This window comes from Mesorhizobium amorphae, from assembly GCF_014843845.1.
Classification (GTDB): domain Bacteria; phylum Pseudomonadota; class Alphaproteobacteria; order Rhizobiales; family Rhizobiaceae; genus Mesorhizobium; species Mesorhizobium amorphae_A.
The window spans coordinates 363561-385217 of the sequence record NZ_JHQS01000051.1; the positions used below are offsets into that span (position 1 = coordinate 363561).

Genomic DNA, 21657 nt, shown 5'->3' on the forward strand with positions numbered 1-21657 from the left:
AGTTATGACGGATCTTGTTCAGGATGTTGTGTCGCTCGTGTGCATGAGCACGTTTCTGATTTCCATGGCGATCTGGATCGGAGCCATGTGAGGAGGGGGCATGCCGCGCTCCCTCTTTCGGCGGCCAGGAGCCGTCGGCACGTTAAGCCTTTCTTGCCGCCCCGGCGCTAGGTTTCCTCAAAGGTAGGGAGTAGCGTCACGTGTCGCCCATCGTCATGGCCATCCTGGTGGCCAGCAATCTCGGACTGATCTTTCTGCTGATGACCGTGCCGCTCGGGCTGCGCACGGTCAGGCTCAGCCGGCTGGTGGCGGCGGACCGCCACCGCCTCTGGCAGGCGCTGTGGCCGCTTGGCAAGGATGCCGGCTGGTCGGGCGAGATCATCTCCGCCGAGGCGCTCGACGGGCAGGGCACGGCCCGGATCAGGCTGTCCTGGGAAGGGCGCGACGGGCAGCCGATCGAGCGCAAGGTCATGCTCGAGGATGTCGCGGAAGGAAGTCGCTTTTCCATGCGGGTCCTCGATGACGCATCGCTCGACGCGTCCTTCTGGGCCGACTATCGCGAAACCACGGAACTCGTTTCCGAGGGGAGCGGAACGCGGGTTGTCCTTAGTCAGACCGATCGCTATCGCGGCGTCGCCTTTCTGGTCTTCCGCTATTTCGCCATGCGGCGTGAACTCGGCAAGCTGCAGAAATGGGCCAGGACCGGACAGTATCGCAAAGGCGGCTGGTTCGAGCATCCGCTCAGCCAGGTCGGCTTCGCCATCCTTTCGGCTTTCATCCTGTGGCCGTTCTTCGGGCTCAACCTCGGCGGCCTGGCGCTGGCCGCGATCCTGACCTCCGTGGTGGCCCTGCATGAGCTCGGCCATATGGCGGCATTCCGGCTGATGGGGCATCGCAAGGCGCGGATGATCTTCATCCCGCTGCTCGGCGGCATCGCCATTGGCGGCAGGCCTTATGACAGCCGGTTCGAAGTCGCCTTCGTGGCGCTGATGGGCGCCGGGTTTTCCGCCTTCCTGGTGCCGGTGCTGATCGCCGCCAGCGGCTTTGCCAGGGGCGAGGGGCATTATCTCGCCGCGGCGCTGCTGGCCACGCTTGCCGGCTGCTCGGCACTCTTCAACATCGCCAATCTGGTGCCGGTGTGGAAATTCGACGGCGGTCAGGTGCTGCGCCAGATCTGCCCTGGTCCGCTGGTGCTGGCGCTGGCATCGTTCTTCCTGCTCTCGGCCTTGCTGGCGCTCGGCTGGCGCGCCGGCTTTTCATCCGGTTTCCTGCTTGCCGCCGGCGCCGTCTTTTCTGTGCTCAGCCTGCTTACCATGGGCAGTGCGGTGAAACCGCGCCATGAGCTGAAGCCGATCCGCGCCTTCGACCGTTTCGCCATGGCCGGCGCGCTGCTGGCGGTGTTCGCCATCCACGGCTACGGCGTCCTGTGGGCGTCCGCGCTGCTGGCCTGAGCCGCTGCTCCAGAGCGGTTCGTTGAACCGCTCTAACCTTTTGTTTTTACGCAATTCCGGACGGAAAACCGCTACGCACTTTTCCTGGAACTGCTCCAGGGAAGACTTCAGCCGGCCTTGCGGGCCGCTTCGACGCCCAAGATCGTGGCCGGGCCGAACACCTCCTCGAAGGCGGACTTCAGCGCCAGGTCGAGGTCGGCAATCGTGGTGGGAAGGCCGAGGTCGACCAGGCTGGTAACGCCGTGATCCGAAACGCCGCAGGGCACGATGCCGCTGAAATGGCCGAGCTCCGGCTCGACATTGATGGCGATGCCGTGAAAGCTTACCCAGCGCCGCAGCCTGATGCCGATGGCGGCGATCTTGTCCTCGGCCGGCGACCCGTCGGCAAGCGGCGGGCGATCCGGCCGCACCACCCAGACGCCGACGCGGTCCTCGCGCCGCTCACCGCGCACGTTGAAGGCGGCGAGCGTGCCGATGATCCATTGCTCAAGCGCCGCGACGAAGGCGCGGACATCCTCGCGCCGGCGCTTCAGGTCGAGCATCACATAAGCGACCCGCTGGCCGGGGCCGTGATAGGTGTATTCGCCGCCGCGCCCGGCGGCAAAGACCGGAAAGCGGCCGGGCTCGATCAGGTCCTCGATGCGGGCGCTGGTGCCGGCCGTGTAGAGCGGCGGATGCTCGACCAGCCAGACCATCTCGCCGGCGGCACCGCTGCGGATCGCCTCGGCGCGCGCCTCCATGAAGGCGAGCGCGTCGGGATAGGCGGTAAGGCCAGGTTCGACGCGCCATTCGACCGGCGCGGAACCGGGCAAAGGCAGGAACGACGTGGCGATTTGGCTGCGTTCTGTCATGGTCTATCTCGTCTGAAGCGTGCCTGGTTGAAGCTGCGCTCCAGAAGTTTCCTGTGCCTGTCGTGCCCCCAAAACCGCTCGGCGCTCAGGGGCGATATGCATCAGCCCCTCATATGGCTGCAATCGGCCGAAACGTCCAGTTCCCCGCATTTTCCGGGGCTGTGGAGCATTGCCCCGATCCGCGGCGATTATTCCGCGCCGCGCACTTGTTTCGCCGGAAACGATTTGCTACAGGCCCCGAGCCGGTTCGTTCCGGCTCCTACCACGTGCGGTCGTGGCGGAATTGGTAGACGCGCAGCGTTGAGGTCGCTGTGGGGCAACCCGTGGAAGTTCGAGTCTTCTCGACCGCACCAGAACATCCCTGACAATTCGCTTCTGGCAAGCTTGCGGGATCGGAGCAGCCAAGCTCACAATTGGCATGCCAGGGCGCCATGCCGCCGCCGCCTGGCTTTTCCGAGGACCGAAACGAAAGCGGCGCGCCACATGGGCGCGTTACCGTTTTCGCTTTTGCAGGTGCCCGCAGGACAATGTGTCCTTGGGGATCGCGCAGCCTTCTTCGTCCGCGCCAGCGTGTCCGCGCGGTGGACGATGAGCCTCGAACGATGACGCGAGGTGGCGTTGGCAGCTCGACGAAAACCGGGCCTATCCCGTCCACCCAAGGCCAGCCGAGATGCAATTGATCGATACGAGCAGGGCGTCGGTCGCCCGTTTTTGATCCGCCGTGCCGGTATTTGCCCGAACTTCACGCAGCAGCTCGACCTGCAGCCGGTGAATGTCGTCCATCTGTCGCCGCAGATTGTCGAAACGTCGCTTGAACATCGGGAAGCGCGCGGAAAGATCGCCTCCCGTGAGGTCGCCGATCAGGCGTCGCGTCAACTCGTATTCGGCGGCGATGCGGGCGTAGATTCGTCGGGCCGCATCGCTGTCGGCCACCAGGCCGGCGTAGAGCCGCGCGATCTCCATGTCGGACTGGTAGAGTGTCTTCTCGGCCTCGTCGACGATCAGGCGGAAGAAGCGCGAGTGCTCGAACATGCGGGCCAGAAGTTCGCGCCCGGCCTCGCCGCGCACCGCGACGAATGAGCTGAGTGCGCTGCCGATACCATACCAGCCGGTCAACAGATGACGGTTCTGGCTCCAGGCGAACACCCATGGAATGGCGCGCAGGTCGGCAATGCCGGCGGCGCCGAAACGGCGATCCGGCCTCGAGCCCATTTTCAGGAGCGCCAGTTCCGCGACCGGGCTCGCCTGGTTGAAATAATCGAGGAAGCCGGGCTCGGCCATCAGCCTGGCATAGGACGCCTGCGACATGCCTGCCAGCGCTTCCAGCGCTTCGTCGAACTCCGGCGTTTCCTTCGGCTCCACATCACCGGGCGATCCGACACTGTGGGCCAGCACGCCGGCGGCGAGAACCTCGAGCTGGTGGAGGCCGGTGCCGCGATTGGCGAATTTCGAGGATACGACCTCGCCTTGCTCGGTCACCCGCATCGCTCTGGCGACAGTGCCTTGCGGCTGTGCCGCGATCGCCCGGCCGGTCGGCGCGCCGCCACGGCTGACGGAGCCGCCGCGACCGTGAAAGAAACTGATCTGGACGGTGTGCTTGCGGCCGACGGCGGCGAGGCGCTTTTGCGCTTTTGCCAGTTCCCAATTGGAAGCCAGGAAACCGCCGTCCTTGTTGGAATCCGAATAGCCAAGCATGATTTCCTGGCGCGCGCCGAAATCCCGCACCGTCCGCCTCACGAGCGAAACGCCGAGCAATCCATTCAGGATGCCAGGGGCGGCCTGTAGATCGGCGATGGTCTCGAACAATGGCACGATCCGCAGCCTGATTGTGCCGCCGGCACCGGGCGCGGTTGAAAGTCCGCAATATTGCGCCAGCAGATAGACCGCGAGCAGATCGTCGGCCGAGCGGGTCATGCTGAGAACGAAAGAGCCGACAGCGTCGGCATCCGAGCTCGAGATGTGCTCGCGGATGACGGAGAATGTCGACAGCAGTTCACCTGCTTCAGGCGAGAGCCGGTCTGCGTCGATCTCCAGCCGCTCGCCCTGGCTGAGGCTTGAGCGAATGCGCGCCGACCATTGCGGTGTGCCGACTGCGACCGGATCGGCAGGATTTGTCAGCGCAAAGAGTTCGGCCAGCACCCTGTTGACGACCGTGGAGTTCTGCCGGATGTCGAGCGAGACCGTACGGAAGCCGAAGCTTCCGACCTGCCAAAGCAGAGGCTGGACGAAACGCCGGGCTACCGCGCGCCCTCCGATCGCTTCGAGAACGCAAGTCAGCCCGTTCAGATCAGCACGGAACGCCTCTGCCGAGAGGTACGCCGCCGCACCACCGTCTCGCGTGGCCTCCAGCCGGGCAAGCAAGGCCGAAGCGAACTGGCGAAGCGGTTCGTCGGGGTTGCGGGCGGCGATCACGTCCGCCTGTCCGCTTTTATTAAGCGCCGTTTGCAGCACCGGCCTGAAGCTGGCCGGCAGGTCAATGACGTTCGAGCTGGCGCTGAGCACCGTCACCAGCCTCTGCATCTGCGTCAGATACCAGCCTATGGCGGTATTGCGGTATTCGGCCATGGCATGGGCGGTGACTGCGGCCGTCACATTTGGATTGCCATCGCGGTCGCCGCCGATCCACGACGCGTAGCGCATGAAGGCGGGAATTCTGACCGGCTCTCCCGGATAGTGACGCTCGAAGGCGCCTTGAAGCTTGCCATAGAGCTGCGGCGTCGCCTCGAAGATGACTTCGCGAAAGAAATGCAGGCCCCAGGCGATCTCGCGTTCGACCGTCGGGCGCTCCAGTCGCAGCTCGCCCGTCATCCACAGAAGCTCGATCTCGCTCTCCAGATCGGCGACCAACAGGTCGCGTTCGCGCGGCGCCCAGCGCGGCTGGTCGAGCTCGGTCAGCTTGCGATAGATACGGCGGTGGATCTCCAGCACCGTGACGCGTTTGGCCTCCGTCGGGTGCGCGGTCATGGTCGGGCCGACGCAAAGCTCGTCGAGCGCCGCCTGGACTTTCTCCGCCGAGTGGCCGTTCGCTGCCATCTGCGCGATCACGCTGGCGAAGGATCCGGGCACTTCGTCGACACCGGCGCCTTGTTCGAGTTCGCGACGCGCCCGCATGGCAAGCAATTCGTCGGCAATCGTCAGCAACTGGAACCATACGCCGCTCGCCTGAAGCGCCGGGATGCGCTGCTCCGCGGCGAGGGAGACAAGCGACCTGCGTCCGCTCAGAACGGCGGCGATCTCGGGCTCGCGCGCGCTTGCGACCTGAAGCAGCAAGCGCAACAAAAGGCTTCGCTCGTCCTCACGAAATTTGATGCGTCTGCTCTGTTCCAAAGCCGCTTCCTCCTCCGCATCGATTGCCGCTGTAGCCGACCCTCAATCGAGAGCGCCGGCTGTCAGGCACATTTTGCGCAATGCGGCTTTCGCCGGTCGGCCGTCACGCCGCCTTCTTGGTCCGCGCCAGCGTGTCGGCCACGACCTCGCCGAAGGAGGCGGGGGTCGGCACGATGACGACGCCGGCTTCCTTCAGGATTTCGACCTTTTCCTGCGCCGACTCGCCGAAGGCGGAGATGATCGCGCCGGCGTGGCCCATGCGGCGGCCCTTCGGCGCCGAAAGCCCTGCAATGTAGGCGATCAGCGGCTTGCGCATGTTGTCGCGCGCCCAGATCGCGGCTTCGGCTTCCTGCGGGCCGCCGATCTCGCCGATCATGACCACGGCGTCGGTGTCCTCGTCTCGCTCGAAAAGCTGCAGGATGTCCTTGAAGGACGAGCCGTTGATCGGATCGCCGCCGATGCCGACGCTGGTCGAGACGCCAATGCCGAGCGCTTTCATCTGCGAGGCCGCCTCGTAGCCCAGCGTGCCCGAGCGGCCGACGATGCCGACGCGACCGGGGAGATAGATGCTGCCGGGCATGATGCCCATCAGCGCCTGCCCGGGCGTGATGACGCCGGCGCAGTTCGGTCCGATCAGGCGCATGCGGTCCTCGAAGCGATAGCGGCGCATGTAGCGCTTGACCTGCATCATGTCCTGCGAAGGGATGCCGTCGGTGATGCAGACGCAGAGCTTTATCCCGGCGTCCGCGGCTTCCATGATGGAATCGGCGGCAAAGGGTGGCGGCACGAAGACGATGCTGGCCTCGGCGCGGGTTTCGCGCACGGCGCCCTTGACGGTGTTGAAGATGGGCAGGCCGAGATGGGTCTGGCCGCCCTTGCCGGGCGTGACGCCGCCGACCACCTTGGTGCCGTAGCGCTTCATGTCCTCGGCATGGAAGCTGCCGATCTTGCCGGTGAAGCCCTGGACGATGACGCGTGTGCTGCGATTGAGCAGGATTGCCATTTTTTCGACCTCCCTCAGGCTGCTTTTTTCTTCTTGGCGGCCGCGCGCCAGGCGGCGACGGCCTTTTCGGCGGCTTCGGCTAGCGTGTCGGCGACAATCACCGCCTCGCCGGAATCGGCCAGGATTTTGCGTCCTTCCTCGACTTTGGTGCCGGAGAGCCGCACCACCAGCGGCACGTCGACACCGACCTCGCGGATCGCCTTGATCACGCCTTCGGCGACCCAGTCGCAGCGGTTGATGCCGGCGAAGATGTTGACCAGGATGGTCTCGACATTCTTGTCGCCGAGCACGGCGCGGAAGGATTTTGCCACCCGCTCGGGCGAGGCGCCGCCGCCGATGTCGAGGAAGTTGGCCGGCTCGCCGCCGGCGATCTTGATCATGTCCATCGTTGCCATGGCGAGGCCGGCGCCATTGATGATGCAGCCGATATTGCCGTCGAGGCCGACATAGGAAAGGCCGCGGTCGCTGGCGAAGGTCTCGCGTGGGTCTTCCTGGCTCTTGTCGCGCAGCTCTGAGATCTCGGGTCGGCGGAACAGCGCATTCTCGTCGAATGACATTTTCGCGTCGAGCGCGACGAGGCTGCCGTCGCGGGTCACCACCAGTGGATTGATCTCCAGCATCGAGGCGTCGTAGTCGCGGAACACCTGGTAGCAGCCGAGGATGGTCTCGGTCGCCTTGCCGATCAGATTGCTCTCAAGCCCGAGGCCGAAGGCGATCTCGCGTGCCTGGAATCCCTGCATGCCGACACCGGGATCGACCGTGGCGCGGATGATCGAATCCGGCTTCTTTTCGGAGATATCCTCGATCTCCATGCCGCCGGCGGCCGACGCCACGATCATGACGCGCTCTTCCTTACGGTCGAGCACGAAGCCGAGATAGAGTTCCTGCGCGATGTCGACGGCTTCCTCGAGGTAGAGCCGCGAAATCAGCTTGCCGCGCGGACCGGTCTGCTGGGTCACCAGCTTGCGGCCGAGCATGGCTTCTGCCGCGTTGGAGATCTCGTCGTCATTGGCGCACAGCTTGATGCCGCCGGCCTTGCCGCGGGCGCCGGAATGAACCTGGGCCTTCAGCACCCATTTCGAACCGCCGATCTCCCTGGCACGGTAGGTCGCCTGCTCGGGGCTGTAAGCGAGGCCGCCGCGAGGGACATGGACCCCATGCCGGGCGAGCAGTTCCTTGGCCTGATATTCGTGAATGTCCATTTTGTCCTCCCTGAACCGTCAATGCGTGGCGACGCGTGACTGGCTGGCACGTTCGATCGCTTCGTTGACCACCAACACGTTCCTGGCCATGCGTTCCGACGCCGCGTCGATCATCTTGCCGTCCAGCGCTGCCGCTCCCTTGCCTGCCGCCTCGGCCTCCTTCAGCACTTCGAGGATGCGCCTGGCGCGCGTGACCTCCTTTTCCGGAGGCGAGAAGACGTCGTTGGCGAGCGCGATCTGCGAGGGGTGGATCGCCCATTTGCCCTCTATGCCGAGTGCGGCGGCGCGCCTTGCGCCGGCGACATAGCCCTCCGGATCGGAGAAATCGCCGAACGGTCCGTCGATGGCGCGCAGGCCGTAGGCACGGCAGGCAACGGTCATGCGCGACAAAGCGAAATGCCACTGGTCGCCGGGATAATCGGGGTTGAGGCCGCCGATGTTGACGGTGCGTGCCTTGCAGCTGGCCGCATAGTCGGCGACACCGAAATGCATCGCTTCCAGCCGGCCTGGCGTGGCAGCGATCGCTTCGACATTGGCCATGCCGAGCGCGGTTTCGATCAGCGCTTCGAGGCCGACGCGGGTTTTGAAACCCTTGGCCATCTCGATCTGGTTGACCATGGCCTCGACCATGTAGAGGTCGGCCGGAACGCCGACCTTCGGCACCAGAATCGTATCCAGCCTGTCGCCGGCCTGTTCCATCACGTCGACGACGTCGCGATACATGTAATGCGTATCGAGGCCGTTGATGCGCACCGAGACGGTCTTGCCCTTGGCGCGCCAGTCGATGTCGTTGAGCGCCTGAATGATGTTCTTGCGGGCGCGTTCCTTGTCCGGCGGCGCGACGGCATCCTCGATGTCGAGGAAGACGAAGTCGGCGGCGCTGTTGGCCGCCTTGTCGATCATTTCCGGGCTGGAACCGGGAACCGCCAGTTCGCTGCGCTGCAGCCTCAGTTTTTTCAGGTGGTTGATCGTGTGGCTCATGGTGCGCTCCGGGATCAGGCGGCTTCGGCGATGGCGGACTGCGGCGAGCGGCGGAAATGCGCGATCGCGGCACCGACGCCGGAGCCAGGCGCCAGCTTGACGCCGCAGTCGAGCAGCGCCAGTTCGGCGGCGGAAAGCGAAGCCAGCACCATCACCTCGTTCAGCCAGCCGAGATGGCCGATGCGGAACACCTTGCCGAACACCTTGTTGAGACCGCCGCCGAGCGAGGTCTGGTACTTCTGGTAGGCCTGCTTGACGACGTCGCCGCTGTCGATGCCCTCCGGCACGAGGATGGCGCTGACCGTGTCGGAATGCCATTTCGGCGCCTTGGCGCAGAGCTTCAGGCCCCAGGCGTCGACTGCCTTGCGCACGCCTTCGGCCAGGCGATGGTGGCGGGCGAAGATATTATCCAGCCCTTCCTCGGCGATCAGGTCGAGCGAGGCGCGCAGGCCGCGCAGCAGCTGCGTCGCCGGCGTATAGGGGAAATAACCGGCGTCATTGGCGCGGATCATGTCCTCGAACGAGAAGAAGCAGCGCCGGTGGGTAGCCGTCCTCGAGGCGACGAGCGCCTTCTTGCTGACCGACAGGAAGCCGAGACCGGCGGGCAGCATGAAGCCTTTCTGCGAGCCGCTGACGGCGCAGTCGACGCCCCATTCCTCCTGGCGGAAATCGATCGAGCCGATCGACGACACGCCGTCGACGAAGAGCAGCGCCGGATGGTTTGTCGCGTCGAGCGCGGCGCGGCAGCCGGCGACGTCGCTTGTGACGCCGGTGGCGGTCTCGTTCTGCGTGCAGAAGATCGCCTTGATGCGGTGCGCCTTGTCGGCCTTCAGCCGCTCCGCGTAGAGCTCGAGCGGCACGCCGGTTCCCCATTCGCAGTCGATCACGTCGACCTCGAAGCCGAGGCGTTCGGCCATGTCGACCCACAGATGCGAGAATTGGCCGAAGCGCGACATCAGCACGCGGTCGCCGGGGCTGAGCACATTGGTCATCGCCGCTTCCCAGGCACCGGTGCCGGACGAGGGGTAGATGAAGACGCGGCCGGTTTCGTTCTTGAAAACTTTCTTGATGTCCTCGAACAGCGGCAGGGTCAGATCGGGGAACGAGGCGGCGCGCATGTCCTCCATCGGAAGGTTCATCGCTTGCCGGACCTGTTCGGGGATGTTGGTTGGCCCCGGAATGAAAAGATGGGTGAAGCCGGCCATGCTGCGAACTCTCCTCTGATCCAGCAAAACTGATGGGGGGAGTCTCGTTTTTACGGCGGCCGGCAACAACACCTTGCCGGGTAAGAACTCGCCGCGCGCGGGTGGGGAAAGCCTACCCGGTCGTCCTACCCGAATGGCTGCCCTGACTGCGGCGCTTCTCGCTCGAATAGAGCGCGACAGCCATCGCCCGGTTGCGGACATCGAGCTTGTCGTAGAGATTCTTGAGGTGGTACTTCACCGTGTTCTCGGAAATCCCCGTCCGCGTTGCGATCTGCAGGTTGGTCCAGCCGTCGGAAAGCACCGCCAGCAGTTCGCGCTCGCGAACCGTGAGTTGCGACAGCGGCGTGTCGTTGACCTTGTTGATGTCGATATAGGGGATGCAGATGCGGCCATGCGCAACCGCCAGGATCGTCTCGAAGATGATCGGCGGGTCGTCGAACTGGAAGCAATAGCCATGCGCGCCGAGCCGCACGCATTGCTTGAGGATGCCGATATCATGGTCGTTGGAAAACACCGTGATCCGCACGTCGAGCCTGCGGCTCTGGATCTCGGCCAGAACATCGGCGCCGTCCATGTCGGCGAGCTTCCAGCCAATGACGGCGACGTCGAATTGCGGCTCTGCCGCCAGGTCGAGGAACTGCTTGCCGCTTTGCACGGAGCCGAAAAACTCGAAACGCCCGTCGCATTCCAGCATTTCGCGCAGCGCCGATACGACGAGCGGATTGCGTTCGGCGACGATCACGCGGACGCGCCGCTCGCCGGTTGCCTCACTCATTCTCTGCGACTGGATCTTCAAGGGCTTCCGGTTGCTCTGGACCAATTTGCGGCGTGGCGGGTTCCGTTACGACTTTGGATCCACGCGACGGCAATTCTGCCCCAACGGCAAATGGGTGCTCTTTCCCTAGCGACATGCATTGTCGCGCTGCTTGAACCCGGTTTCGTATCTCGGGCAGGCTATAACCACGGCCTGGCACCGCGGAAAATGGTCGGATTTCGTCGGGGCTTCCCTGACCCCTCAGTAACTCAAATGTAAGGTCGACACGCTATTGCTCACTTGGTCACGCATGTTCAATTTCGGCGGATCAGCATGTCCTTATCTTCTGAAGTCTCGGACTACAGTCCGGCCGGCAAATGGTCGGTGAGGCTGGCCTTCTTCATCGGCACATATGTGCTGATCTCATTTTTCTTGAGTCCGGCGACTTTTCTCACTCTCGGCCTGATCTACGTCGACAAGTTCGCTCGTGCGGTCCCGATATTGCTGGTTGGTAGCGCCGCCGTCGCGGGGCTGCTTTATGGCCGGGACGCGCCGACGAAATATGCAATCAACTGGGTTCGGACACGGTGGTGGAACTGCCTGCCGGTGCTCCTGTTCTTTCTCGCCGGCGTGACAGCGTTCTCCAACTTCAAGATCCTGATTCCGACTGTCCTTCCGTTTTACGCCGACACCTGGCTTGCCGACCTGGACGAGTGGATACACCGGGCGGCGCCGTGGGAATTGGCGCATCGCCTCGACAATGGGCTTTGGGCGTCTTTCATCTTCAATATCTATGAGGTGGTGTGGTTCGCGCAGTGGTTCGGCACGATCCTGCTGGTGGGCATGTGGTCGAACCCGATCGCACGCATCCGCTATCTTTGGTCGGTGGCCTTGACCATCTCGATCGTCGGCACCTTGCTCGCGCTCCTGCTGTCGTCGGCTGGTCCCATCTACTACGACCACTTTATCGGCGGCGATCGCTTCGCCGGTTTGAAGGTCGCCCTGGCCGGTCTGGAGTCCAGCGTCGTCGTGCGCGAATATGCCGACTATCTCTTGATGCTCTATACGACCGGGCATACAGGCCTGGGGGGCGGCATTTCGGCCATGCCCAGCCTGCATGTGGCGCTTGTTGTGCTGAATGCCTTTTTCCTGTCGTCCCTGAACCGTTGGGCTGGCGCTGCCGGCTGGATCTTCGCGGGTCTGATCCTGTACGGGTCGGTGTATACCGGATGGCACTACGCTGTTGACGGCTACGTCGCCATCGCCGTGGTGTGGGTGATCTGGTGGGCGACCGGGCGCCTCGTGCGCGAATAGTGAGCGCGGCATTGCCGGCTTCGAAACGCTGGCGACGCGGGGCAGGGCGCGTTTCGCTTGATATTCCCATGCGTTAGAGCAAAAGCTTCTCAAGCCGAATCGTGCTGCCGCCCTATCTTGAGTCCGAGCATCGGATTTTCCCAAAACCGGTTTCCCCTTCGGGTCCAATGCTCTAGACCTGACAGGCACCCTTTCCGGAATCGTGATGGCGGGAGGCGCTGGTGGAAGGCCAGAACGAACAGGAAATCCGGTCCGCCGAGGGCGCCGATATCTATGGCGAGGACGGCGCCGTTCAGTCGTCGTTTCTGGCGCATGTCGGCGCGGCGATCGCCGATCGCGATACGCTGACGCTGAAGCGCGAAGTCGGCGACCTGCACCAGTCGGAGCTCGGCGATCTGCTCGAAGCGCTTCATCCCGAGCAGCGTCGCGCGCTGGTCGAGCTGTTGGGCGCCGACTTCGACTTTTCCGCGCTGACCGAGGTCGATGAAGCGATCCGCCTCGACATCGTCGACAATCTGCCCAACGCACAGATTGCGCAGGCGGTGCAGGAGCTCGATTCCGACGACGCCGTCTACATTCTGGAAGACCTCGACCAGGAGGACCAGGACGAGATCCTGTCGCAGCTGCCATTCACCGAGCGGATCAGGCTGCGGCGCTCGCTGGACTATCCGGAAGAGACGGCCGGCCGCCGCATGCAGACGGAGTTCGTCGCGGTGCCGCCGTTCTGGACGATCGGCCAGACCATCGACTACATGCGCGAGGACAAGAACCTTCCCGATCGCTTCAGCCAGATTTTCGTCATCGATCCGAGCTTCAAGCTGCTCGGCGCCATCGACCTCGACCAGATCCTGCGCACCAAGCGGGCGGTGAAGGTCGAGGAGGTCATGCATGAGACAAGGCATGCCATCCCGGCCACCATGGACCAGGAAGAGGCGGCGCGGGAATTCGAGCAATACGACCTTCTCTCCGCCGCCGTCGTTGACGAGAACGAGCGGCTCGTCGGCGTTCTCACCATCGACGACGTGGTCGACGTCATCCAGCAGGAGGCCGAGGAGGACCTCTTGCGCATGGGCGGCGTCGGCGACGAGGAATTGTCGGATACCGTCGCTGCGACATCGCGCTCGCGCGTGCCCTGGCTGCTGGTCAATCTTGGCACCGCTTTCATCTCGGCCTCGGTGATCAGCATGTTCGGTGCGACGATCGAGGAAATGGTGGCACTTGCCGCGCTAATGCCGATCGTCGCCTCGCTGGGCGGCAATGCCGGCACGCAGACGATGACCGTGACCGTGCGCGCGCTCGCCACACGCGACCTCGATATCTACAATGCCGGCCGCGTCATTCGCCGCGAGGTCATGGTCGGCCTGCTCAACGGCGGGGTCATTGCGACGATCCTCGGGCTGGTCGCCGGCCTATGGTTCCACAATTCCGATCTCGGTTTCGTTATCGCGGCGGCAATGATCCTCAACATGTTGGCCGCGGCACTCGGCGGCATCCTGATTCCGCTGTTCCTCGACAAGCTTGGCGCCGATCCAGCGATTTCGTCATCGATCTTCACGACGATGATTACCGACGTCATCGGGTTCCTCGCCTTCCTCAGCCTTGCGACATGGTGGTTGCATCTGGGCACGGGTGCGGGACCCTGACACGACGCTCCAATTGACTTTTACGTAAATGCCGTGCGAGGCTCGCGCGGGGTTTTATGCCGATTCCGGCATTGAACGGGTTTTGATCGGAGTGGGAGGCGGCTGCGCATGGCGGGCGTCCTGGCCATCCGGCATTGGAGCGAGAATGCGGGAATATTATTCGATCACCGAACTGACCCGCGAATTCGACGTGTCGACGCGGACCCTGCGCTTTTACGAGGACGAGGGCCTGGTCCAGCCGGTGCGGCGCGGCCGCACCCGGCTGTTTCGTCCGTCGGACCGGCATCTGATCCGACAGATCATGCGCGGCAAACGGCTCGGCTTCTCGATCAACGAGATCCGCGAAATCATCCAGATGTACAAGGAGCCGCCCGGCGAGGTCGGTCAGCTCAAGCTGATGATCAAGCGCATCGAGGAAAAGCGCGAGGATCTCAGGCAGAAGCGCCGCGACCTCGAGGAGACGCTCGCCGAACTCGACCAGGCTGAAGAGTCCTGCGTCGAGCGGCTGGTAGAGCTCGGCGTCAACACCTGAACGGCCGTTTTGATAATTCTACTCCAGCGGCCTTGGCGAGCCCTGAACTCAAATCCAGCGCCGCACGCGTTTGGCGTAGTCGCGGTATTTCTTGCCGAATTTTGCCGCCAGTATCTTTTCCTCCTTTTCGATCGCCAGCTTCTGCGTCGCAAAGGCGGCGATGAAGGCGAACAGCAGGAACCAGACGATCCCAGTGATAAAGGCGACGCCGATCAAAAGCAGCGTGTTGGCGAGATACATCGGGTTGCGGCTGACAGAGAAGGGGCCGGAGGTGACCAGATGGTCCGGCACGGCGTTCGGATTGAATGTGGTCTTTGCCCGGAGCATGACGCGGATGGCGGTGAACCACAGCGCGGCGACGCCGAACAAAGCCACCCAGCCGGCGGCGAAGAGGATCTCGCCCAGCAGATCGCCGATCCATGGCAACGGATAGAGCAGGCCGAGCATGACGCTGATGATGATTGCCGCGACATAGATCAGCGGCGGCCATGGGATGAGCCCGGGTTTCGGGGTGACGTCGGTCATTGTTGGCCTCCCTCCATCAATGTGCTGTCGGTCTTGGCGGTGCAGACACCGGCGAGATCGCCCAGATGTGCTTTGAATTCCGGGGTCTGGTCGCCGTTGTAGAGCCGGTCGAATGTCGCTTCGCTCTGCAGCGTATCGAGCATGCACACACAATAGCTGGAGCAGAACTGCGTGTCGCGCTGCTGCTCGCAGGATATCTGACAGGATTTCAGGAAGGTGACTTCGCGCGTTTCGACCGGCGCCGGCGCGATCTGCGAAAGCAGCCAGACGGCGCCGAACAGCAAGGGCTGGTGGATCAGATAGAAGGCGAGGCTGTGCCGGCCGATGAAGACCAGCGGGTTCGACCAGCGGCCGGGTGCAAGGTCGGCCAGCCGGGCAAGCAAGCCGGATGTCGAAGCGAGCTTCGCCGCGGCTATGCCCAAAAGCACGGCGCCGAACCAGGGGAACAGCGGCACATAGTCGTTGGAGCGTGGATTGGTGGCCGACAGGCCGACCCACCACAACGCCGGATGGTCGAAGAATTCGGACCGCAGATAGAATGGCGCTGCAATGACGAGCGCCGCAACGACGATCGTCAGCAGCGCCGGCAGCCGCAGAAAGGCAAGGCCGAGCAGGCTGGCCAGCGCGATCTCATGCAGGATGCCGAAGAAGATGACGCCGCCCGGCGTAACGAAGTGGGTGACCGCCGATATGGCGAGCGCCGCCGCGGCGACCATGGCGAACCGTTTCCAGAAACCCGGCCAGCGAATTTGCCTGCCATGGGCGAGGAACAGGCTGACGCCGACCAGGAACAGGAAGGTCGAAGCGATGCAGCGCGCATAGATCTTCCACCAGCCGAAGGCGGTGAGGCCGGGATCGGTATAGCCGAAATTCTCGAGATCCCAGGTGAAATGGTAGCTCGCCATGGCCAGCAGGGCGATGCCGCGCACGATGTCGATGGTTGTGATGCGCCTCGACTTCGACGGGTCCTGAACGGGTTCTGCCGGCGTTTGAAGGCTCATCGTCTCGCATTCCGATTCACTGGTGCCAAACGACTATCACGGTTGCACAGGGCAAAAGAAGGCGGGCCGCCGCCGCTTCCGCGTCAATCTCCCGTTTGACTTCTTCCTTCCGGTTCGAAGCCGCATCGGAATTCGCTTTAGGCCAGTGGCGGAAAGCCTTTGACCGGTTTCGCTTTTCGGCTTGAGCGGGTCGATTTCCTGCTACCGGCTAGCCACTGGTCCGGCCAGATTTGGCCGGCGATTCCACGGCCGGAGGGTCAATGTCCACCCATGTGCGCCACCCGATCTGGCTTCCGGCTCTCAGGCCGGCGGATGCGCGCACCTTCGCCTCGCTCTATGCGGTCGAATCCTTCGCCCGTGCCACCGTTTCCAGCGTCATCCCGATCCAGGCCTACGAGATCCTGCACAACGAGCAGATCGTCTCGATCCTCTACACCATCGTGGCACTGCTCGGGCTCTCGGTGACCTTGTTCATGCCGATGCTGATCCGCCGCTTTGCCCGGCGCTGGGTCTACACAGCCGGCGCCTGCCTGCTCGCCATAGGCTCGCTGTTCTTCGTCACGCATACGCTGACCGGGCAGCTCATCGGCATGCTCTGCCGCGTCATGGGCGCCAGCGCGCTGTCGATCACGCTCAACCTCTACATCATGGACCACATCCGCAAGACCGACTTCATGCAAGCGGAATCGCTGCGCATGGCGTGGTCGATGTTCGCCTGGACCGGTGGACCGACGCTGGGAATCTTCCTCTACACCAGCTTCGGCATCTATGCCGCGCATGGCGCGGTCGCGATCTTTGCCCTGGCTCTGCTCGCGCTGTTCTGGACCTACCGGCTGGGCGACAATCCGTCGATCCGCCCCGGCAAGAGCCGGCCGGCCAATCCACTCGCCAATATTGGCCGCTTCGTCGCTCAACCCAGGCTGAGGCTTGCCTGGCTCATCGCTTTCGGCCGCTCCTGCTTCTGGACGACGTTCTTCGTCTACGGGCCGCTGTTCATGGTCATCACCGGCGAGGGTGAACTCGCCGGTGGTCTGCTAGTGTCGGCAGGCAATGCGCTTCTGTTCACGGCGATCTTCTGGGGCAGGGCCGGAAAGCGCTATGGCGGCCGGCGGACGATGACATTTGCCTATTTCGCCATGTCGGCCACGCTTCTGGCGGCGGGTGCGGTGGGCGAAACCGTGCCGCTGCTTACCGGCGCCTTCCTGCTGTGCGGGGCCTTCTTCGCCATTGCGCTCGACGCACTCGGCTCGACCGCCTTCATGCGTTCGGTCAGGTTCTACGAGAGGGCGCAGATGGCGGCGGTCTACCGCACCTATCTCGACTTCTCCGAGCTGACGCCGCCGCTGGTCTATTCGGTGGTGCTGGCGTTTTTCGGGCTGGGTTCGGTCTTTGCCACGCTCGGCCTGCTGGCGGCGGCCTGCGGTTTCGTCACCTGGCGCTATTTGCCCAAGTCACTTTGATTGCGGCACACGCGCCGCATGCCGCTCGCGCACCCAGTTGTGAAAGCGGTGCAGGTCATACTCCTCGGGCATCAGCACGCCGGCCTCGTGGCGCAGCGAGCGCAGGCCCTTCTGGTTGACCTCGCAGATCGCTGCGTCTTCCTCCAGCACCTGCCGGCCGAAGGCGACGATGTTGTCGATGTCGGCCTGGGGCGCCGCCAGCGCCTCGGCCGGAAACAGCCACTCGGCGGTGAGTTCGGTCTCCTCCGGGCCAAGCGGCACCAGCCGCACGGTGCGGACATAGTCGACATGGCCGACGATGAACATCGACGGCAGGCTGGTGGCGTAGGTCTGCCCGGCGGCGCGTTCGGCCGGCGTCAGGCCGGCAAAGACCGGGCCATGTGCTTGCCCGTCGCGCGACCAGGTTTCGGCGCCGGCGCGCAGGCCGCCGGAAAATTCCGGCGCATCATTGTCGGCGTGACGGGCCCATTCGGGGTCATCGTGCCTGCCCATCAGGCCGCGGCCATAGATCGGCACCAGCCGCGACAGGTCCTTGTGGACGCCGGGGCAGTGCAGGCATTCGTTGAAGTTTTCCCAGAAGATTTTCCAGTTGCAGTTCATCATTTTGCGCAGCACATGACCTGATACCAGCGTTTCCAACGGCCAGTTGGCGAGGTTGCCGGACGCGGGATCGAAGGAGGTTTCCGCCGAGCCGCCGGCATCTTGCTGCAGATTGACGAAGACGAAACCGCGCCATACCGACAGCGCCACGAGGTAGAGCGGATGATCGGCCTTGTCGAAGCCGTCGGGCAGCGACTTCGACGGCACGCGCACCAGATCGCCGCGCAGCGAATAGGACCAGGCGTGGTAGGGGCAAGTGATCAGCCGCGCCTTCAGCCGGCCCTCGCTCTCCTGGCAAAGCTGCGAACCACGGTGACGGCAGGTGTTGTGGAAGGCGCGCAATTCGCCGGTGTCGTCGCGCAGCACGACGATCTCCTGGGTGCCGACGCGAAAGGTCCTGAACGCCAGCGGCTGGCCAAGGTCGGCCTCACGGCAGACCAGCAGCCAGCTTTTGTACCAGATGGCGTCGAGATCGCGCTGGTAGGCATCGGTGTCCCAATAGGCCGATGACGGCAGCGTCGGCTCGAGACGCGTCAGGCCATTATAGAGGTCGCGTTCCGTCTGATCGGGTTGCATGGCTGGCTCCCTGGATGGAGCAGCCGACACCCGGCCGGGACCTTTGTCAATTGGCGCTCGCCGCCGCCATTGTGGCTCGCGATCGCGAACTTTATGGTCGATTCATCCTCTCCGGCATTCCGCAGGTCGCCCAGGTCGCAAGTCATGTCCGCAAGAACGATGTCGCTCACGCAAGAGCTGGTCGCCCGCTGCCATCGGCAGGTCGAGGACACCGGACCAGACCCGGACGCCGCGCATCTGGGCGACAGCGACTATGAGGCGATGGTGGACGCGCTCGAGGCGGAACTGCCCGCCACCGAGCCACTGTGGCTGTTCGGCTACGGGTCGCTGATCTGGAAGCCCGAAATCGATCATGTCGAGGAGCGGGTGGCGCTGGCGCGCGGCTGGCACCGCTCCTTCTGCATGAAGATGACCCGCTGGCGCGGCACCAAGGATCAGCCCGGCCTGATGATGGCGCTGGACCGCGGCGGGCAATGCAAGGGCGTCGCCTTCCGGCTGGGCGATGGCGATCGGCGCCAGCAACTCGACAAGCTTTTGCGGCGCGAAGTGACGCTGAAGCCGACCAGCTACCATCCGCGCCTGCTCACGCTGGCGAGCGACAGCGGGCCGCTCAAGGGCCTGGCTTTCGTCATCAACCGCAAGGGCACTACCTATGCCGGGCCGCTCGACGAAGACGAGGTGGTCGAAAGGCTGGCGACGTCTTGCGGGCACTGGGGCTCCGGCGCCGACTATCTCTACAACACGGTGAAGAACCTCGAGCAGCGCGGCATTCACGACCGCCATCTATGGCGGTTGCAGCATCTTGTGGCTGAGCGGATCGCTGCATTGCGGGGGTAGGGCCATGCGCCGCTTTCGCGATGGCCGGTGGCGGAATTTGGTTTGCCGGGCGCGGCGATTCTCCGTATAGTCACAAATTGTCGTCGGTTCCGTTTGGAGCCAAGAGGGAATGCGGTGCGGGCAAAAAAGCCCAATGCCGTGGCTGCCCCCGCAACTGTGTGCGGTAGTCCTCTCCATAAGCCACTGAAGATTTTTCTTCGGGAAGGTGGGGAAGGGCGCTGATCCGCGAGCCAGGAGACCTGCCGGCGACAGGGAACTGACTTCTGTGCCCTCGGGTGGAGGGCGAAAGGACAAGACATGAATACCGCTTCGGTCTCTCTCGGCGCTTCCGTCTCCTCGCAGTCGCGCTTCACGCAGCTCGTGCTGAGCGCGTTTCTGGGCATTTTCGTCATCGGCGTTGTCGGCTTCTCGCATATCGAAGCGGTCCACAATGCCGCGCACGACTATCGCCATTCGATGGCGTTTCCCTGCCACTGACGAGGATCTGACATGAATCTGTTTCGCAACGTCGTGTTCATCGCGGCGATCGCAGGGCTCGTGGCCGGCGTCGTTCTCGCCTGCATGCAGGCCTTCGCCACCGTGCCGCTCATCCTGAAGGCCGAGGTCTACGAACAGGCCGGAGGCGGCCACCAGCATGAGTATGCCGCAGCGCCGGCCGCCAACGCTACGGATACCAATGCCATGAGCAGCGCCGCACCGGCGCCGGCTGAGGCGGCGGCTCCGGCGGAAGACGAAGGCTGGGCGCCGGCCGATGGATTCGAGCGCTTCGCCTTCAGCGTGCTGGCCAACATCGTCACCGGCATCGGCTTCGCACTGGTCCTGGTCGCGGTTTCGGAGTTTGCCGGCGGCATCGGCAACTGGCGCCAGGGCGTGTTCTGGGGGCTGGCCGGTTTTGCCGCGTTCACGCTGGCGCCGGGCCTCGGCCTGCCGCCGGAACTGCCGGCCATGCCGGCAGCCGACCTCACCGAACGCCAGATCTGGTGGTGGGCAACGGTGGCGGCGACCGCGGCCGGTCTCGGCCTGATCGCCTTCCGCAAGTCGCTGCCGCTGGCGATCCTGGCCGTGGTCCTGATCGTGGCGCCGCATATCGTCGGCGCGCCGCAGCCGGACAGCTTCGAGACGCCGATCCCCGAAGGCCTGCACCACCAGTTCGTTGTGGCGGTCACGGTGACCAACCTGGTGTTCTGGCTGGTGCTCGGCGCCGTCGTCGGCGTGGTGCGCGGACGATTCACCGGCACGGCGACCAGCCTGCGCGACAGCTTTGCCTGATCGCAAAGGATTGACCTTCATCATCGGCGGGGCGCGCTCCGGCAAGAGCGCGCATGCCGAAACTTTGGTGACGGCAGGGCCGGCGCCCTGGACCTATATCGCCACCGCGGAAGCCTATGACCAGGAGATGCGCGAGCGCATCGCGCTGCACCGCTCGCGGCGTGGTGAAGGCTGGGCGACCGTGGACGCGCCGCTCGATCTTGCCGGCGCGCTCACGGCTTTGCCCGACGGGCAGCCGGTGCTCGTCGACTGCCTGACGCTGTGGCTGACCAACCACATGCTGGCCGAGAACGACGTCGAGGCCGAATGCCTGCGGCTGGCGGATGTGCTGTCGCGGCCGCGCGGGCCGTGGTTCGTGGTTTCCAACGAAGTCGGCCAGGGTATCGTGCCGGACAATGCGCTTGCCCGTCGGTTTCGAGATGCTGCGGGCCGCCTCAACCAGCAGGTTGCGGCAATTGCCGACACGGTACTGCTGATGGTGGCGGGGCTGCCGCTGAAGGTGAAGTGAGATGAGCGATATCGACCCCAAGGACGAGGAACGCCATCGCGCCAAGATGGCCAAGCGCAAGGCGGTGCAGGACGCCGAGGTGGCGGGCAAGACGATCGAGAAAGGCCTGCTGATCGTCAACACAGGTCCGGGCAAGGGCAAGACCACGGCCGCTTTCGGGTTGGCGCTGCGGATGGTCGGCTACGGCAAGCGCGTCGGCGTCGTCCAGTTCATCAAGGGCAAATGGCATACCGGTGAAAAGGCGGCCTTTGCCGCCTTCGGCGACCGCGTCGTCTGGCATGCGATGGGCGAGGGTTTCACTTGGGAAACGCAGGACCTGAAGCGCGATATCGCCGCCGCCGAGGCCGCCTGGGCCAGGGCGCTCGAGCTGATGGCCGATCCGTCGATCAGCCTCGTGGTGCTCGACGAACTCAACATTGCGCTGCGCTATGACTATCTCGATCTCGACAAGGTGGTCGCAGCGCTGAAAGGCCGGCGTGAAGGCCTGCACGTGGTCGTCACCGGACGCAACGCCAAGCCGGCGCTGGTCGAGGTGGCTGATCTCGTCACCGAGATGGGGCTGACCAAGCACCATTTCGCGGCGGGCGTGAGGGCGCAGCAAGGGATCGAGTTCTGATA

General features: G+C 64.2%; 20 protein-coding genes, 1 tRNA gene and 1 riboswitch. Of the genes, 11 read left to right on the forward strand and 10 right to left on the reverse strand.

The window, feature by feature from the left end:
* Positions 1 to 200 precede the first annotated feature (200 nt).
* Positions 201 to 1451, forward strand: coding sequence for a site-2 protease family protein (locus tag DH08_RS20120; RefSeq protein WP_192180978.1), 1251 nt, complete (start codon positions 201 to 203; stop codon positions 1449 to 1451).
* Between the two features lie 107 nt (positions 1452 to 1558).
* Here DH08_RS20120 and lipB read toward each other — a convergent pair whose 3' ends face one another.
* Complete coding sequence (gene lipB / locus DH08_RS20125; RefSeq protein ID WP_192180979.1) at positions 1559 to 2302, reverse strand: lipoyl(octanoyl) transferase LipB; 744 nt, start codon at positions 2300 to 2302, stop codon at positions 1559 to 1561.
* A 268-nt stretch (positions 2303 to 2570) separates the two neighbouring features.
* Here lipB and DH08_RS20130 point away from each other — a divergent pair.
* Positions 2571 to 2655 (forward strand) — tRNA-Leu (locus tag DH08_RS20130).
* 289 nt (positions 2656 to 2944) lie between these two features.
* Here DH08_RS20130 and DH08_RS20135 read toward each other — a convergent pair.
* The 6 genes from DH08_RS20135 to DH08_RS20160 form a co-directional block, all read right to left on the reverse strand.
* Positions 2945 to 5629: a phosphoenolpyruvate carboxylase gene (locus DH08_RS20135; protein WP_192180980.1), complete on the reverse strand. Its 2685-nt coding sequence runs from the start codon at positions 5627 to 5629 to the stop codon at positions 2945 to 2947.
* A gap of 103 nt (positions 5630 to 5732) precedes the next feature.
* Positions 5733 to 6632, reverse strand: coding sequence for a succinate--CoA ligase subunit alpha (gene sucD / locus DH08_RS20140; RefSeq protein ID WP_192180981.1), 900 nt, complete (start codon positions 6630 to 6632; stop codon positions 5733 to 5735).
* Between the two features lie 14 nt (positions 6633 to 6646).
* Complete coding sequence (locus DH08_RS20145) at positions 6647 to 7834, reverse strand: malate--CoA ligase subunit beta (RefSeq protein WP_192180982.1); 1188 nt, start codon at positions 7832 to 7834, stop codon at positions 6647 to 6649.
* An 18-nt stretch (positions 7835 to 7852) separates the two neighbouring features.
* Positions 7853 to 8815, reverse strand: coding sequence for an HpcH/HpaI aldolase/citrate lyase family protein (locus DH08_RS20150; protein WP_192180983.1), 963 nt, complete (start codon positions 8813 to 8815; stop codon positions 7853 to 7855).
* Positions 8816 to 8829: 14 nt separating this feature from the next.
* Complete coding sequence (locus tag DH08_RS20155) at positions 8830 to 10020, reverse strand: aminotransferase class V-fold PLP-dependent enzyme (RefSeq protein ID WP_192180984.1); 1191 nt, start codon at positions 10018 to 10020, stop codon at positions 8830 to 8832.
* Positions 10021 to 10132: 112 nt separating this feature from the next.
* On the reverse strand, positions 10133 to 10795 hold the full coding sequence (locus DH08_RS20160; protein WP_192180985.1) for a LuxR C-terminal-related transcriptional regulator: 663 nt from the start codon (positions 10793 to 10795) through the stop codon (positions 10133 to 10135).
* A 279-nt stretch (positions 10796 to 11074) separates the two neighbouring features.
* Here DH08_RS20160 and DH08_RS20165 point away from each other — a divergent pair, with 279 nt between their 5' ends.
* The 3 genes from DH08_RS20165 (at position 11075) to DH08_RS20175 (ending at position 14263) form a co-directional block, all read left to right on the forward strand.
* Positions 11075 to 12088 (forward strand): phosphatase PAP2 family protein, encoded by a 1014-nt coding sequence (locus DH08_RS20165; protein ID WP_246800933.1) that lies wholly within the window; start codon positions 11075 to 11077, stop codon positions 12086 to 12088.
* A 221-nt stretch (positions 12089 to 12309) separates the two neighbouring features.
* Positions 12310 to 13731 (forward strand): magnesium transporter, encoded by a 1422-nt coding sequence (mgtE, locus tag DH08_RS20170; RefSeq protein ID WP_192180986.1) that lies wholly within the window; start codon positions 12310 to 12312, stop codon positions 13729 to 13731.
* Between the two features lie 145 nt (positions 13732 to 13876).
* The gene (locus tag DH08_RS20175) at positions 13877 to 14263 is read left to right on the forward strand and encodes a MerR family transcriptional regulator (RefSeq protein WP_006203215.1); all 387 of its coding nucleotides are present in this window, start codon (positions 13877 to 13879) and stop codon (positions 14261 to 14263) included.
* A 48-nt stretch (positions 14264 to 14311) separates the two neighbouring features.
* On the opposite strand, the gene DH08_RS20180 is transcribed toward DH08_RS20175, so the two are convergent.
* Both DH08_RS20180 and DH08_RS20185 read right to left on the reverse strand, forming a co-directional pair.
* Positions 14312 to 14788: a methyltransferase family protein gene (locus DH08_RS20180; protein WP_192180987.1), complete on the reverse strand. Its 477-nt coding sequence runs from the start codon at positions 14786 to 14788 to the stop codon at positions 14312 to 14314.
* Complete coding sequence (locus tag DH08_RS20185) at positions 14785 to 15789, reverse strand: acetyltransferase domain-containing protein (protein ID WP_192180988.1); 1005 nt, start codon at positions 15787 to 15789, stop codon at positions 14785 to 14787. Before DH08_RS20185 ends, DH08_RS20180 begins: the two co-directional genes overlap by 4 nt.
* A gap of 260 nt (positions 15790 to 16049) precedes the next feature.
* Between DH08_RS20185 and DH08_RS20190 the strand changes: the two genes are divergently transcribed.
* Complete coding sequence (locus DH08_RS20190) at positions 16050 to 17249, forward strand: MFS transporter (RefSeq protein WP_192180989.1); 1200 nt, start codon at positions 16050 to 16052, stop codon at positions 17247 to 17249.
* Here the strand turns inward: DH08_RS20190 and DH08_RS20195 are convergent.
* On the reverse strand, positions 17241 to 18425 hold the full coding sequence (locus tag DH08_RS20195) for an aromatic ring-hydroxylating oxygenase subunit alpha (RefSeq protein ID WP_192180990.1): 1185 nt from the start codon (positions 18423 to 18425) through the stop codon (positions 17241 to 17243). The genes DH08_RS20190 and DH08_RS20195 overlap by 9 nt on opposite strands.
* A gap of 144 nt (positions 18426 to 18569) precedes the next feature.
* On the opposite strand from DH08_RS20195, the gene DH08_RS20200 reads away from it, so the two are divergent.
* From DH08_RS20200 to cobO, 5 genes are all read left to right on the forward strand, one after another.
* Entirely contained in the window at positions 18570 to 19262 is a 693-nt protein-coding gene (locus DH08_RS20200; RefSeq protein WP_192180991.1) for a gamma-glutamylcyclotransferase, read from the forward strand.
* A gap of 67 nt (positions 19263 to 19329) precedes the next feature.
* Positions 19330 to 19523: riboswitch (cobalamin riboswitch) on the forward strand.
* 36 nt (positions 19524 to 19559) lie between these two features.
* Complete coding sequence (locus DH08_RS20205; RefSeq protein ID WP_006203276.1) at positions 19560 to 19739, forward strand: CbtB domain-containing protein; 180 nt, start codon at positions 19560 to 19562, stop codon at positions 19737 to 19739.
* Between the two features lie 12 nt (positions 19740 to 19751).
* Positions 19752 to 20531 (forward strand): CbtA family protein, encoded by a 780-nt coding sequence (locus tag DH08_RS20210; protein ID WP_192180992.1) that lies wholly within the window; start codon positions 19752 to 19754, stop codon positions 20529 to 20531.
* The gene (cobU, locus tag DH08_RS20215; RefSeq protein ID WP_192180993.1) at positions 20524 to 21039 is read left to right on the forward strand and encodes a bifunctional adenosylcobinamide kinase/adenosylcobinamide-phosphate guanylyltransferase; all 516 of its coding nucleotides are present in this window, start codon (positions 20524 to 20526) and stop codon (positions 21037 to 21039) included. Before DH08_RS20210 ends, cobU begins: the two co-directional genes overlap by 8 nt.
* A gap of 1 nt (position 21040) precedes the next feature.
* Positions 21041 to 21655: a cob(I)yrinic acid a,c-diamide adenosyltransferase gene (gene cobO / locus DH08_RS20220; RefSeq protein WP_192180994.1), complete on the forward strand. Its 615-nt coding sequence runs from the start codon at positions 21041 to 21043 to the stop codon at positions 21653 to 21655.
* Positions 21656 to 21657: the final 2 nt, after the last annotated feature.

Coding starts and splice junctions, on each gene's coding strand:
- lipB (WP_192180979.1), bottom strand. CDS start 2,302: ATGACAGAACGCAGCCAAATCGCCACGTCGTTCCTGCCTTTGCCCGGT.
- sucD (WP_192180981.1), bottom strand. CDS start 6,632: ATGGCAATCCTGCTCAATCGCAGCACACGCGTCATCGTCCAGGGCTTC.
- DH08_RS20145 (WP_192180982.1), bottom strand. CDS start 7,834: ATGGACATTCACGAATATCAGGCCAAGGAACTGCTCGCCCGGCATGGG.
- DH08_RS20150 (WP_192180983.1), bottom strand. CDS start 8,815: ATGAGCCACACGATCAACCACCTGAAAAAACTGAGGCTGCAGCGCAGC.
- DH08_RS20155 (WP_192180984.1), bottom strand. CDS start 10,020: ATGGCCGGCTTCACCCATCTTTTCATTCCGGGGCCAACCAACATCCCC.
- DH08_RS20160 (WP_192180985.1), bottom strand. CDS start 10,795: ATGAGTGAGGCAACCGGCGAGCGGCGCGTCCGCGTGATCGTCGCCGAA.
- DH08_RS20175 (WP_006203215.1), top strand. CDS start 13,877: ATGCGGGAATATTATTCGATCACCGAACTGACCCGCGAATTCGACGTG.
- DH08_RS20180 (WP_192180987.1), bottom strand. CDS start 14,788: ATGACCGACGTCACCCCGAAACCCGGGCTCATCCCATGGCCGCCGCTG.
- DH08_RS20185 (WP_192180988.1), bottom strand. CDS start 15,789: ATGAGCCTTCAAACGCCGGCAGAACCCGTTCAGGACCCGTCGAAGTCG.
- DH08_RS20190 (WP_192180989.1), top strand. CDS start 16,050: ATGTCCACCCATGTGCGCCACCCGATCTGGCTTCCGGCTCTCAGGCCG.
- DH08_RS20195 (WP_192180990.1), bottom strand. CDS start 18,425: ATGCAACCCGATCAGACGGAACGCGACCTCTATAATGGCCTGACGCGT.
- DH08_RS20200 (WP_192180991.1), top strand. CDS start 18,570: ATGTCCGCAAGAACGATGTCGCTCACGCAAGAGCTGGTCGCCCGCTGC.
- DH08_RS20205 (WP_006203276.1), top strand. CDS start 19,560: ATGAATACCGCTTCGGTCTCTCTCGGCGCTTCCGTCTCCTCGCAGTCG.
- DH08_RS20210 (WP_192180992.1), top strand. CDS start 19,752: ATGAATCTGTTTCGCAACGTCGTGTTCATCGCGGCGATCGCAGGGCTC.
- cobO (WP_192180994.1), top strand. CDS start 21,041: ATGAGCGATATCGACCCCAAGGACGAGGAACGCCATCGCGCCAAGATG.